At 73.5% G+C, this 13,074-nt stretch carries 11 protein-coding genes and 1 pseudogene; 1 reads left to right on the forward strand and 11 read right to left on the reverse strand.

Annotated elements, in window-relative coordinates; genetic code table 11:
* From ACGFZ2_RS22920 to rfbA, 8 genes and pseudogenes are all read right to left on the reverse strand, one after another.
* A partial coding sequence (locus ACGFZ2_RS22920; RefSeq protein ID WP_393457043.1) for a Clp protease N-terminal domain-containing protein occupies nt 1-1,244 on the reverse strand: 1,244 nt, incomplete at its 3' end.
* A gap of 89 nt (nt 1,245-1,333) precedes the next feature.
* Nucleotides 1,334-2,536: a DUF6004 family protein gene (locus ACGFZ2_RS22925; protein WP_350687465.1), complete on the reverse strand. Its 1,203-nt coding sequence runs from the start codon at nt 2,534-2,536 to the stop codon at nt 1,334-1,336.
* 366 nt (nt 2,537-2,902) lie between these two features.
* Nucleotides 2,903-4,252 carry a metallopeptidase TldD-related protein gene (locus tag ACGFZ2_RS22930; protein ID WP_393270388.1) on the reverse strand — a complete coding sequence of 450 codons (1,350 nt, stop codon included), beginning with the start codon at nt 4,250-4,252 and terminating at the stop codon, nt 2,903-2,905.
* A gap of 23 nt (nt 4,253-4,275) precedes the next feature.
* The gene (locus ACGFZ2_RS22935) at nt 4,276-5,832 is read right to left on the reverse strand and encodes a TldD/PmbA family protein (protein WP_393456631.1); all 1,557 of its coding nucleotides are present in this window, start codon (nt 5,830-5,832) and stop codon (nt 4,276-4,278) included.
* On the reverse strand, nt 5,796-7,064 hold the full coding sequence (locus ACGFZ2_RS22940; protein ID WP_393270371.1) for an aminotransferase class V-fold PLP-dependent enzyme: 1,269 nt from the start codon (nt 7,062-7,064) through the stop codon (nt 5,796-5,798). Before ACGFZ2_RS22940 ends, ACGFZ2_RS22935 begins: the two co-directional genes overlap by 37 nt.
* A complete protein-coding gene (locus tag ACGFZ2_RS22945) occupies nt 7,061-7,879 on the reverse strand; it encodes a crotonobetainyl-CoA--carnitine CoA-transferase (RefSeq protein WP_393456634.1) in 819 nt (272 codons plus the stop codon). The genes ACGFZ2_RS22940 and ACGFZ2_RS22945 overlap by 4 nt, the downstream gene beginning before the upstream one ends.
* Before the next feature lie 83 nt (nt 7,880-7,962).
* Nucleotides 7,963-8,814: pseudogene (locus ACGFZ2_RS22950) on the reverse strand (class I SAM-dependent methyltransferase); the annotation flags it as partial.
* Between the two features lie 109 nt (nt 8,815-8,923).
* Complete coding sequence (gene rfbA / locus ACGFZ2_RS22955) at nt 8,924-9,817, reverse strand: glucose-1-phosphate thymidylyltransferase RfbA (protein ID WP_350712403.1); 894 nt, start codon at nt 9,815-9,817, stop codon at nt 8,924-8,926.
* Nucleotides 9,818-9,922: 105 nt separating this feature from the next.
* Between rfbA and ACGFZ2_RS22960 the strand changes: the two genes are divergently transcribed.
* Complete coding sequence (locus ACGFZ2_RS22960; RefSeq protein WP_393456638.1) at nt 9,923-10,648, forward strand: DUF899 family protein; 726 nt, start codon at nt 9,923-9,925, stop codon at nt 10,646-10,648.
* A gap of 127 nt (nt 10,649-10,775) precedes the next feature.
* Here ACGFZ2_RS22960 and ACGFZ2_RS22965 read toward each other — a convergent pair whose 3' ends face one another.
* Genes ACGFZ2_RS22965 through ACGFZ2_RS22975 form a run of 3 tightly spaced genes read right to left on the reverse strand, consistent with a single transcriptional unit; the run spans nt 10,776 to nt 13,074 of the window.
* Nucleotides 10,776-11,435, reverse strand: coding sequence for a hypothetical protein (locus ACGFZ2_RS22965; RefSeq protein WP_357699533.1), 660 nt, complete (start codon nt 11,433-11,435; stop codon nt 10,776-10,778).
* A gap of 56 nt (nt 11,436-11,491) precedes the next feature.
* Nucleotides 11,492-12,628 carry a trans-sulfuration enzyme family protein gene (locus ACGFZ2_RS22970; RefSeq protein ID WP_393456641.1) on the reverse strand — a complete coding sequence of 379 codons (1,137 nt, stop codon included), beginning with the start codon at nt 12,626-12,628 and terminating at the stop codon, nt 11,492-11,494.
* Between the two features lie 5 nt (nt 12,629-12,633).
* A complete protein-coding gene (locus tag ACGFZ2_RS22975) occupies nt 12,634-13,074 on the reverse strand; it encodes an acyl-CoA thioesterase (protein ID WP_357463048.1) in 441 nt (146 codons plus the stop codon).

Here is a 13,074-nt window from a genome sequence, read left to right on the forward strand (position 1 = left end):
GGCGCGGTCATCCGGCGGATGCGCATCCGGGCGCCGGCCTCGTCGATCAGGTCGATCGCCTTGTCCGGCAGGAAGCGGTCGGAGATGTACCGGTCGGCCAGGGTGGCGGCAGCCACCAGCGCGGCGTCCGTGATCGAGACACGGTGGTGCGCCTCGTAACGGTCCCGCAGCCCCTTGAGGATCTCGATGGTGTGCGCCAACGACGGCTCACCGACCTGGATCGGCTGGAAGCGGCGCTCGAGCGCGGCGTCCTTCTCCAGGTGCTTGCGGTACTCGTCGAGGGTGGTGGCGCCGATGGTCTGCAGCTCGCCACGGGCCAGCATCGGCTTCAGGATGCTCGCAGCGTCGATCGCGCCCTCCGCCGCCCCAGCACCGACGAGGGTGTGGATCTCGTCGATGAACAGAATGATGTCACCGCGGGTGCGGATCTCCTTGAGGACCTTCTTCAGGCGCTCCTCGAAATCACCCCGGTAACGGGAACCGGCGACCAGGGCACCGAGGTCGAGGGTGTAGAGCTGCTTGTCCTTCAGCGTCTCCGGCACCTCGCCCTTGATGATCTTCTGGGACAGCCCCTCCACCACGGCGGTCTTGCCGACGCCGGGCTCACCGATCAGGACCGGGTTGTTCTTCGTCCGGCGGGAGAGCACCTGCATGACCCGCTCGATTTCCTTCTCGCGCCCGATGACCGGGTCGAGCTTGCCCTCGCGGGCGGCCTGGGTCAGGTTCCGGCCGAACTGGTCCAGCACGAGGCTGGTCGACGGCGCGGCCTCACCCGGCGCGGTACCCGCCGCGGCCGGCTCCTTGCCCTGGTAACCGGAGAGCAGCTGGATCACCTGCTGACGGACCCGGTTGAGGTCGGCGCCGAGCTTCACCAGGACCTGGGCGGCGACGCCCTCACCCTCACGGATCAGACCGAGCAGGATGTGCTCCGTGCCGATGTAGTTGTGCCCGAGCTGCAACGCCTCACGCAGCGACAGCTCCAACACCTTCTTGGCCCGCGGCGTGAACGGAATATGCCCGCTCGGCGCCTGCTGACCCTGGCCGATGATCTCCTCAACCTGCTGACGGACGCCCTCCAGGGAGATACCGAGGCTCTCCAGGGCCTTTGCCGCGACACCCTCACCCTCATGGATCAGGCCCAGCAGGATGTGCTCCGTACCGATGTAGTTGTGGTTGAGCATCCGGGCCTCTTCCTGGGCCAGGACGACAACCCGTCGCGCTCGGTCGGTGAACCGCTCGAACATGTCTGCCACCCCTGGAGAGTGACGCCGTCCCGGGTGACAGGAGGCCACCCGGGACGACGTCTTTCGGGACTACCAACGGCGGTTGGTCGTCACGCGCTGACGTAGGCTTCCGAGCCCACCAGCGCGTCACCCAGCTTCATCGACACACCGGTCAGGCGCGCCCGGGACTCGCCGTCCTTCGTCCGCAGCGCGGCGTCGGCGTGCTCGGCGGTCAGCAGCGTGCCGGTCGGCTCGATGTCCTTGAGCTGGCCGCTCAGGTGCACCGGGGCCGCCGCGTAGAGCGTGGCAGACGGGGTCACCAGCTCGAAGTGAGCGTCGAAGTGCAGCTCACCCGGGTAGCGCAGCCGGCTCAGGCTCTCCTCGTTGCCGTCGCCGAGCTGGCCGCCCGAGACGGTGAAGAAGCTGGCCCGCAGCATGACCTTGCCGCCGAGAGCCGGGCTGTTGCCCACCAGCGCCACGCGGGCGAGCTGGGCCAGCACCCCGGAGCCCTGGTCGTGCTTCTCCGGCCCGAAGAGGAGGATCTCGGCGCCCGCGGCGAGCGGGTAGTCGCCGGCGAGCTCGATCTCCTCGGTGCGGCCGTTGACCTCGACCTTGATCTTCGCCTCGGTCGAGGCCTGGATGATGATCGACGGGTCGACCAGCATCGAGACGCACGGGCCGATGCTCGACGCGAAGAAGGCGCTCGGCGTGTTGCCGACGGCCTCGTTCTCGTCGTTCGACGGGTACCACGCGGCCGGGAGGTTGGTGCCCCGGACCACGTTGTGCGCCGGCATGACCTCACCCTGGTCGCCGTACGGGCGGCCGAGGAACGGCGAGGTGAGCGGGGTCTTGTACGGCGGAAGGCCGTCCACGATCCCCTTGACGTCGATGACACCCCGGTGGGCCAGCCGCATGGTGCTGGTCTCCAGGATGCCGAACCGCCGGATGTAGAACTCCGCGGGGAAGTTCTTGCCGGGCACGATCTGCTTGATGTGACCAGTGTTCGGCAGGTACGGGTTCGACAGGATCTGGATCCGGTCGTTCAGCGTGTAGCTGAACCCCTTGATGCCGACCTCGGGGGCGCTGATGAGCTCCAGGTTGAAGCTCGCCGTGCCGTCCTCGTCGACGGTGTGCTTGAACCCCGGCATCGGCCACTTGTTCATCTGCACGAAGCCCGACAGGTTGATCGTCTCCCGACGGCCGCCGTAGTAGTCGTCACCGAAGACGACCGTCGCCGCAGCCAGGATGTGCGGCCGCAGCGGCTTCGGCTCGATGTTGAGCGACTCGTAGGTCTCTCTCGCCGTGTCAGTCACGGCTCCACCTCCCTGTTTGCCCCGGATGCCCTGACGCCCTCTGTGACGCTCTGCTCAACCCGGGAGGACCACTGACCCGAACGCTATTGTTTTCTAAAGTAACTGTCAACGGGGCCGCAGTGATCGTTTGCGAAATAATGTCCGGTTTCACTGATGGTTCAAGGGGATCATCCAACGGGGAGGGTTGAATCCCCGTAAGCGCATATCCCACCGACGCTATTTGTTCGTATACCGCTTCGGCACACGGTCGGAGCGCCCCCACAGGCTCGGGTAGGGCCGCGCCTCGTCCGCGACGGGCCGCCGGCGCCAAGTAGGGGCGTGCCGGCGGGCAGCCAATGTCAGCGGCGCGCCGGTCGGATCCGGCGGTCAGACCGCGTGGGTCGCCGCGGTGAGCCGGAAGTCCTGGACGCGCAGCATCGGCATGGCCGTACGTGCCACCGCGTCGCCCCAGTCGCGGGCCCGGGTCGGCACGGTCCGGCCCACCTCGGTGACCCGGGCCGCCATCGCCAGGGGGCTGTCGTTGAAGCGGAAGTTGTTGACCGCCCCGACGACCTCGCCGTCGCGCACCAGGTAGACGCCGTCCCGGGTCAGCCCGGTGAGGGCCATGGTGGCGAGGTCTACCTCACGGATGTACCAGAGGCTCGTCACCAGCAGGCCACGCCGGGTCGTCGCGATCAGGTCGGCGGCCGACACACCACCCGGCCCCTCCAGGATGAGGTTGTCCACCGCGGGCGTGAGCGGCATGCCCAACTCGTCCGCGCTGTCGCGGGTGTGCACCAGCGACCGCAGCCGACCCTGGTCCCACCAGCGGGTCGCGCCCAGCGGAAGGCCGTTGTCGAACACCGACCTCGTCGGCGTCGACGCGGGCGCCACCAGGAACGGGGCGCAGCGCAGCCCGTCGGCCGCCGGGTCGCTGCGCAGGGTCAGCGGCACGCCGGCGAGTTGCTCCCCGATCCGGGTCCGGCCCCCCGGTCCGCTGTAGACCGTCCGCCCCTGCGCCGCCGCCCGGGCTCCCGCCGTGGTGTAGGCGTAGTTCATCAGGTCGGCGACGGCGGTCGGCGGCAGCAGGCACTCGTAGCGACCGGGCGGCACCTCGAACCGCCGCCGGCCCCAGTGCAGGCGCCGGTCCAGCTCGTCCTGCAGCGCGGCCACCGAGACGTCGCCGAAGTCGGTGGTCACGGCGTTCGTCCAGACCGGGAAGCCGTCCCGGTCACGCGCGGTCAGCTCCAGGTGCCCGGCGGGCTCGTCGTGGCGCAGCCGCACACCCGTGGAGGTGCCGAGGAACGTGCTGCGCATCCGGTGCTCGGCGTACCCGTGCAGCACCCGGCCGCCGCGCCGCGCCCGGCCGAACCCGGCGGCCAACTGGTCGACCAGCCCGGTCAACACCGTCGGCGGCGCCGCCGGGACCGGGTCCTCCCAGTGCGGCGACCCGGCACCGGAGGCCGGCAGGGGCCGCGCGTCCGGCGCCGGCGGCGCCTGGCGGGCGGCCGCCCGCGCCGCCTCGACCAGCGCGACCACCTCGGCCCGGTCGGCCGGCCCGCACAGCGACACCGCACCCACCCGGCCGCCTGCGACGGCCACCACCGACACCCGGCGTTCGTCGCCGCTCCCGTTGCCGGTCAGCGCGTTGTCCGCCCACCGCAGGTGCACGTCGGCGCCCTGTTCCACGATCGCCACGCAGTCGTCGCCGCCCGCCGCGCCGAGGGCGATCTCCACCGTCTCCTGCGGGCTCGGGGTCCTCACGCGGGCGCCTCCGTCCGGGTGTTGGTCACGCGTACGCCTCGGAACAGCGCCGAGGGGCACCCGTGCCCGGCGGCGGCGAGTTGCAGCGGCTGCGCCTTGCCGCACTGCCCCGCACCGGACAGCAGCCAGGTCTGCGGGCCGCCCACCGCCTCCAGCGACCGCCAGAACTCCAGCGTCGTCCCCGTGTACGCGGCGTCCCGCACCTGGCCGGCCAGGCGGCCGTCCCGGATCCGGTAGAAGCGCTGCCCGGTGAACTGGAAGTTCACCCGTGCCATGTCGATCGAGAAGCTGTTGTCGCCGACGACGTACAGCCCGTCCCGCACCCGGCCGATCAACTCGCGGGTGTCCGGCCCGTCCGGCGCGGGGCGGAGCGAGACGTTCGGCATCCGCTGCACGGGCAGGTGCCGGTACGACTCGGCGTACGCGCAGCCGGTGGAGCGGACCAGCCCGGCGGCGCCGGCGGTCTGCCGATCGTGCTGCGTGCCGACCAGCACGCCGCCGCGGACGAGCGGCCACGACCGGGCGGCCACGCCGTCGTCGTCGTAGCCGATCGTGGCGAGCCCGTGCGGGGTGGTGCGGTCGGCGACCACGTTCATCGCCGGCGAGCCGTAGCGGAGCGACCCGATATCGTCCGGGGTGACGAACGAGGTGCCGGCGAAGGCCGCCTCCCGGCCGAGGATCCGGTCCAGCTCGGTGGCGTGCCCGACGGTCTCGTGGATCGTCAGCCAGAGGTTGGTCGGGTCGATGACGAGGTCGTACTCCCCCGGCTCGACCGACGGGGCGGCGAGCTTCTCGGCCAGCAGCCCCGGCAGGCGGGCCAGCTCGCCCGCCCAGTCCCAGCCGGTCCCGGTCAGGTACTCCCAGCCGCGGGCGGCCGGCGGCCCGAGGGTGCGCATGGTCTCGAAGGTGCCGTTGTCCGCGTCGATCCGGAACCCGACCACCATCGGGTGCAGCCACGTCCGCCGCTGCCGGATGCGCCGGCCCTCGCTGTCGTGGTACACGGTGGACTCGCGGAACACCTGCAGGTACGCCTCCGCCAGGTCGGCGCCGCCGTCGCGCAGGATCGCGCACCAGCGGGCCAGCAGGGCGGTGCGCTCGGCGGCGGGCACCGCGAAGGGGTCCACCTCGCACGGCGACTCCCACACCGCCGGCCCGTGGACCGGCTCGGGCGCCAGCCGGGGCGGTGCGCCGCGCAGCGGGCGCAGCATCCGGGCCAGCTCGCAGGCCCGGGCGGCCAGCTCGGTGACCCCCGGCGGGGAGAGGTCCATCCCCGAGGCGAAACCCCAGGTGCCGTCCACGAGGACCCGCACGCCGACCCCGGTCTCGACGCTCTCCTGAATGCCCTCCGGCTGCGCGTCGCGGACCCGCTCGCGCAGCGCCCGCACCCGCCGCAGCCGCACGTCGGCGTACGAGGCGCCGAGCCGGCGGGCCCGTTCCAGCGCGGCCAGGGCCAGCTCCCCGGCCGGCAGCGTGTCGAATCCCGGTTCCGTGGCGACGGCCGGGGCGGGCCCGGCGGTCACCGGAACCGGATGTCGGGGTACTGGGTGGTCCACTCCCCCGCCCGCACGGTACGCAGCGCCTCGGCGACCCGGTCGACCTCGCCGCGGGTGCTGTAGACCGCGAAGGAGAGCCGCACCGTGCCGAGCAGCCCCAGGTCGTCGAGGAACGCGCTGGCGCAGTGCACGCCGGACCGCACGGCGATGCCGTGCGCGTCGAGGTGCCCGCCCACGTCGTACGGGTGCAGGCCGTCCACGGCGATGGAGACGATGCCGGCCGGGTCCGCGGCCGGGTCGCCGACGACCCGCACCCGGTCGACGTCGCGCAGGACGTCGACGGCGTACCGGACCAGGTCCGCGTCGTGCGCCCGCACCGCGTCCCGGTCGAGCCCGTCCAGCCAGGTCAACGCGGTGGCGAGACCGACCGCGGCGCCGATGTCCGGGGTGCCGGCCTCCAGCCGCGCCGGAACCGGCACGTAGGACACCGGGGCGTCGTGCGAGACCCCCTTGACCGTCCCACCGCCCACCTGGTAGGGCGGCAGGTCGGCGAGCAGTTCCCGCCGGCCGTAGAGCACCCCGGAGCCCATCGGGGCGTACACCTTGTGGCCGGAGAAGCAGTAGAAGTCCGCGCCGATCTCCCGCACGTCGACCGGCAGGTGCGCGACCGCCTGCGCGCCGTCGACGACCACGGGCACGCCCCGATCGTGCGCCACCCGGACCAGCTCCCGCACGGGGTTGACGGTGCCGAGCACGTTGGAGACGTGGCTGACCGCGACGAGGCGGGTCCGCCGGCCCAGGACGGCGGCCAGATCCTCCGACCGGACCGGCCCGCCGGCCGGCGACGGCACGACCCGCAGCCTCGCCCCGCTCCGTTCGCAGAGCCGGCGCCACGGCAGCAGGTTGGAGTTGTGCTCCATGCCGGTGACCACGATGTCGTCGCCGGCGCCGACGATCCGCTGGGCGAAGGTGTCGGCGAGCAGGTTCACCGCGTCCGTCGTGCCCCGGGTGAAGACGATCTCGTCGGCGTGGGCGGCGTTCACGAACCGCCGGACCACCTCCCGGGCGTCCTCGTAACGGCCGGTGGCCTGGCGGCTGAGTTCGTAGAAGCCGCGCCCGACGTTGCTGTTCGCCGTGGTGTAGAAGTCGACCACCGCGTCGAGGACCGACCGGGGCTTCTGCGTCGTCGCGGCGTTGTCGAGGTAGGCCAGCGGCGGGCCGTGCCCGGCCACGTCGAGGAACGGGAACTCGGCCCGTACCGCGGACAGGGGACGGGCAGCCGTGTCGGTCATCGTGCTTCCTCCGTGAAGCTTGCGGTGAAGCGGTCGAGGAAACCCGGCGGGCAGGGGAAGAGCTTCTGCTCCGGGTAGGGCCGCTCGGACGGGGGGATCCACCCCGGCTCGCCGCGCCGGGGCCACCGCCCGGCCCGGTCCGCCAGGTGCGGGCCGTGGAAGAACCAGCAGATCTGGCTGACCTGCTCGGTGAAGACGACGGGATGCACCTCGGGCGAGTACATCGCCATGTGTCCGTACGCGGCCAGGAACTCGCCCGCCACCCCCATCGAGGCGCCGAGCATGACGTGACCGAAGACGTCGTGCACGGCCCGGAAGATGTCGTTGTGCAGCAGCGGTACGCCGCCGACCGTGACACCCGACGGGGCGCAGAGCGGATGGTCCGGCGCGGGCCCGTCGGGGCCGTGGCCGTCCCGGGTCAGGTAGACGTGCAGCACGCCGGTGCGGGCGAGGCGGTCGACCAGGTCCGCCGCGCCCCGGTACGGCTGCCCGGGGCCCCGCCACGGCTCGACGCGGATCCCCGCCCCGGCCAGCAGGGCGAAGTGGCGCAGGTTCTCCTCCGTGAACCGGCGGTAGCGGGCCGCCAGGCCCGGCCCCAGGTCGCGCCGGGGCGCCCGGTCGAAGTGCCGCGCCACCGTGCGGCAGAACTCCGGGTCGACGCGCACCCGGGTGCCGGGCAACCCACCCAGGTCCCGGCGCGGCAGCTCACCGCGGGCGGCGGCGTCGTCGACGTACGACTGGGCCAGCGCGAGCAGACCGGGGTGGCCGGCCGACGGACGGGCCGGGCGGGGCGCGCTCGGGCAGGCCGCGGTCATCCGGCCCTCCCCGGCCCGGCCCCCGGCGGGCCGGATCCGGCCGCCTCGGGCCGGCCGGCGCCGGCCGACGCGCCGGCGGGGCGGCGCGCGCGCAGGCAGAGCGCCGAGCCGGGCAGGGTGAGCACGCCGTCCGCGTCGGCGAAGGCGGCGGCGGCCTCGGCGAGCCGCTCCCAGCCCGCCCGCTCCGCGTCGGCGCCGAGCTGCCGCCGCACCGTGGCGAGCACACCGGGCGGCGTCACGTCGCGGGTGTACGCGAGGTACTCGTCGACGGACGCGAAGCGCATCGCGATCCCGACGGACTCGGTGCCGACGTCCGTGAAGCCCGCGGCGAGCAGGTCGGCGCGGGTGCGTTCGGCGTCGGACATGCTGAACGGGCCGGGACGGCCCGGCGGGGGGACCGGCAGGCCCGCGGCCAGCGTCCGGAAGCCCAGCGAGGTCATCGGGTTCGCCTCCGGCGGCCCCCAGACGGCGGCGGCCAGCACGCCGCCGGGAGCCAGGAGGCGGTGCAGGCCCGCGAGGGTACGCTGCCGGTCCACCGCGAACATCAGCCCCCACCGGCTGAGCACCGCGTCGAAGGAGTGCGCCGGCAGGTCGAGGGCCTCCACGTCGGACTCGGCGAACTCGATCGGGTGGTTGAGGCCGGCGGCGCAGTGGCGGGCCCGGTCGACCATCTCCGGTGCGAGGTCGATGCCGAGCACCCGGCCGGTGGGGGCGACCAGCCGGCCGGCGCTGACCGACGGCTCGCCGGTGCCGCAGCCGACGTCGAGCACCCGGTGGCCGGGGCGGAGCCCGGCGGCGCGCAGCAGCCAGTCGGTCACCGGCGCCGCGGCCCGCTCGTAGCGGTCCTGCCAGAAGTCCCACCCGGCGCTGACCGCGTTCCAGGTGTCACGTTGCTCGGCCTTGAAGGCCACGGAGTCGAACCGGACGGCGGTCATGTCGCTCTCCTCGCAGGCGGACTCGGCCTCAGCTAACTATATGATTGACAAGTTGGTCGGGCAACGGCGTGCGCTTGCCATCACCTGCCCGCCGCCGACACCCGGGCCCTCACCGGACGGCCGCCGGGCGCGCCGGACGCTCGCCGTCGAGCAGTTGCAGCAGGTAGTCGCCATACCCGCTGGCGCGCAGCGGCACCGCCAGGCGGCGCATCGCCGCGTCGTCGAGCAGCCCGGCCCGCCAGGCCGCCTCCTCGACGCAGCCGACCTTGACGCCGTGCCGTTCCTCGATCACGCGCACGTACTCGGCCGCCTTCATCAGGTCGCCGAACCGGCCGGTGTCCAGCCACGCGGTGCGCCGCCCGAGCAGCCGCACCTCCAGCCGGCCCTGGCGCAGGTACTCCCGGTTGACGTCGGTGATCTCCAACTCGCCCCGGGCGCTCGGCGTCAGCTCCGCGGCGATGGCGACGACGTCCGCGCCGTACACGTAGAGACCGGGCACGGCATACCGGGACGGCGGGACCAAGGGCTTCTCCACGATGTCGCGCACCGCGCCGCACTCGTCGAGGTCGAGCACCCCGTACGGCCGCGGGTCCGCCACCGGGAGCCCGAACACCAGCCCACCGTCCACCCCGGTCAGCTCGGCGAGCTGCCGGTCCAGCTCGGCGGAGTGGATGATGTTGTCGCCGAGGACGAGCATGGCCGGGCCGCCGGCGAGGAAGTCCGCGGCGAGCAGGAGCGCGTGCGCGATGCCGTCCGGGCGCTCCTGCACGGCGTACCGCAGGTCGAGCCCCCACTGGCCGCCGTCGCCGAGCAGGCGCCGGAACAGCGGCTGCTCGTCGGGGCGCGTGATGATGAGGATCTCCCGCACACCGGCCGTCACGAGGGTGCTCAGCGGATAGAAGATCATTGGCTTGTCGTAGACCGGCATCAGTTGCTTGGAGACCGCCCGGGTCACCGGCCACATCCGCGAGCCGGTGCCACCAGCGAGCAAAACACCACGCATTTTTAAAGCGTAGCGCATGGCGCCTGCGCGTGGTGGAAACATCACGTCGGGTGCCGGGCGGGGTAGCCTGCCCGGGGTGACCCGACCGTCGCGGAGGGAGCGGCAATGACCGACGTCGACCAGGAGACCGCGCTGCCGAGCTGGCCCGTCGGCGCCGACGGCGCGTACGTGGCCGCGCGGCGGGCACTCGCGTCGGCCGAGCAGGACCTGCGCGACCAGCTCGAACGCGTGGCCGCGGCGCGGCGGCGGCTGCCGCCCGGCCCGTTGCTGGCGGACTACCGGCTCGCCGAGGGACCGGCCGACCTGGCCCGGCCCGGGCCGGCCCGAAGCGTCCGGCTGCGCGACCTGTTCGAGGAGCACGAGACCCTCTTCGTCTACCACCTGATGTTCGCGCCGGACGCCGCCGAGGCCTGTCCGATGTGCTCGCTGTGGGTGGACGGCTTCCACGGGGTGCTTCCGCACCTGCGGCGGCACACCGCCGTGGCGGTGGTGGCGAAGGCGCCGCTGCCCCGGCTGCGCGCCTGGGCCCGGCGGCGGGGCTGGACCGGCCTGCGGGTCCTGTCCAGCCACGGCACGTCCTTCAACGCGGACCTGCGCGCCGAGCACCCGGACGGCACGCAACGACCGATGGTCAGCGTGCTGCGCGCCGAGGGCGATCGGGTACGGCACCTCTACTCCGCCCCGGCGAGCTTCCCGGACGGCGGCGAACGCGGCATCGACCTGCTCAGCCCGGTCTGGAACGTCCTCGACCTGCTGCCCCAGGGCCGCGGCGACTGGTACGCCGGCAACGACTACGTCCCCGGCCCGGCGACGTCCCCCGCACCGGCCTGACGGTCCGCCCTCGGACCGGCCCGGCGGCCTCCCCGGGCCGGCACGATCGCGCGTCCGGCCCGGCGGCTCGCCCGCGCCGGCACGACACCGTTCCGGCCCCGCCCGGCGGCGGATGCTCGCCGCCGGGTCACGACCCGGTGGCGAGCAGGTCGGGCAGCCGCACCGCCGCCAGCCGGCGGCCGGCGAAGTCGGCGTACCAGAGCAGCGCGCCGTCCCAGGTCAGGCCGACCGGACGGCCGGCCACCGGCGCCTGTCCGCGCAGCGTGCCGTGCCGGGCGTCGACCGCCCGCAGCATCGCCCCCTCGAAATCGGCGTAGACCACGAGGTCACCGGCCACCGTCAGCCCGGACGGCACGCCGGGCACCGGGAACTCACGCTGGACGGTCATCGTGGCGACGTCGCGGAGCTGCACCACCGACGGCCCGCGCAGCCCCATCCACATCGCCACGCCGGTGGTCTCCACCCCGCAGAGCCGGCCGCTGGGCGGGGCCACCTCCTTCTCGCCGAGTGCCTCGCCGGTGAGCGGGTCGATCAGCAGGATCCGCTTCGGACGGCCGCCGACCTGGCAGAGCGCGCCGCCGCCCACGGTGAGGTCGGCCCGCGCCCGGGGGCAGGACAGGGTCCGCACGACGGCGCCGGTGTCCGGGGCGAGAGCGTAGATCTCGCCGGCCTCCTGGTCCGAGTGCCAGAAGAACTCGCCGTCGAAGGTCAGGCCGCACAGGTAGCGCCCCGGCGCGGGCAGCGACCGGACGACCGGCAACGTCGTGTCGATCTCGCGGATGGCCATGGACGGCCCCTTTCGTGGCAGGCGGGTGGACGGCGGGACGTGGGCGGACGGCCGGCTCAGGGCCCGCCCGCCAGCGCCCGGGACAGGTCCTCGGCGAGGTCGTGCGGATCCTCGATGCCGACCGACAGGCGGATCAGCGAGTCGCCGATGCCCCGCCGCGCGCGGGCCTCGGGCGACAGCGGACGGTGCGTCATCAGGGCCGGGCACTCCACGAGGGAGTGCACGCCCCCGAGGCTGACACCGCAGGTGAAGAGCGTGAACCGGTCCAGCAGTCGCTCGGCGGGGCCGCCGAGGTAGTCGAAGGAGACGATCGCGCCGGGGGCGCTCATCTGGGCCTTGACGACCGCGTGCTGCGGGTGCTCGGGCAGCCCCGGATAGTGGACGGCGCCGACCGCAGGGCTCGCCCGCAGCCGCTCCACCAGGACGCGCGCGGTGGCGACCTGCCGGTGCACCCGCAGCGACAGGGTGTGCAACCCCCGGCGGACCAGGAAGCAGTCCAGCGCCCCCGGCACGTTCCCGGCCATCGTCCGGTACGCCCGGACCGCGGCGTGCAGGTCCGCGTCGCGGTAGACGAGGGCGCCGCCCAGCACGTCCGCGTGGCCGGCGATGGACTTGGTGGTGCTGTACAGCGAGACGTCGGCGCCGAGCGCCAGCGGCTGCTGGAGCACCGGGCTGGCGAAGGTGTTGTCGACCACCACGCGGGCCCCCCGCTCGTGCGCCCGCCGGCTGGCCTCGGCAACGTCCACCACGGTGAGCAGCGGGTTGGTCGGCGTCTCGATCCAGACCAGGGCGAGGTCCGGCTCCGCCAGGGCCGCCGTGATCCCCTCCGGGGTGGTCAGGTCGGCGTACCGCACCCGCACGCCCTGCCGCGCGGCCAGGTCGAACAGGCCGTCAGTGCCGGCGTACACGTCGTCGGTGCTCACCACGCACTGCCCGGGCCGCACCAGCGACAGCAGGGTCGCGGCAGCGGCCTGGCCGGAGGAGAAGACGGTGGCGAACGGGGCCCGTTCCAGCCCGGCGAGGCACTCCTCCAGCTCCTCCCGGGTGGGGTTCTCGCCCCGGCCGTAGAAGTAGCGGGGCTCGTCCTGCGCCCGGCGCTCGTAGGTGGTGGAGACGTGGATCGGGGGGACGACGTCCCCGGTGCCCGCCGACGGCCGGCGGCCGCCGTGCACCAGTCGGGTGTCGAAGCGCATGCCGCTCACCCCTGCCCCACCGTGGCCGCCCGGAACGGGGCGAACGCCCGGACCAGCCCGGCCGGCACCCGGACCGGCTCGGTGCGCCCGTTCGGCCCGCGCATGCACGCGATCCGCTGGCGCCCCCGGGCGACCAGCAGGTCGTCGCCGCCGAGCCGCAGGTAGTCGAAGCCCAGCTCCATCTGGGTCTGGCTGAGCTCGACCAGCCGCATTCGGACCGCGAGGCGGTCGAACGGCGCCAGTTCGGCGAAGAACTCGCACTCGGCCTTGAGCGTGAACAGCTTCAGATCGGCGCGCAGCTCGTCGAGGATCTCCGGCGCGTGCTCGTGCAGGAACATCTCCCGGCACCGGCCCTGCCAGCGCAGGTAGTTCACGTAGTACACGTTGCCGACGAGGTTCGTCTCCTCGAAGCCGACGACGTGCCGGTACTCGTAGTAGCGCGGCAT

Source organism: Micromonospora sp. NPDC048063 (genome assembly GCF_043202855.1).
Taxonomy (GTDB): domain Bacteria; phylum Actinomycetota; class Actinomycetes; order Mycobacteriales; family Micromonosporaceae; genus Micromonospora.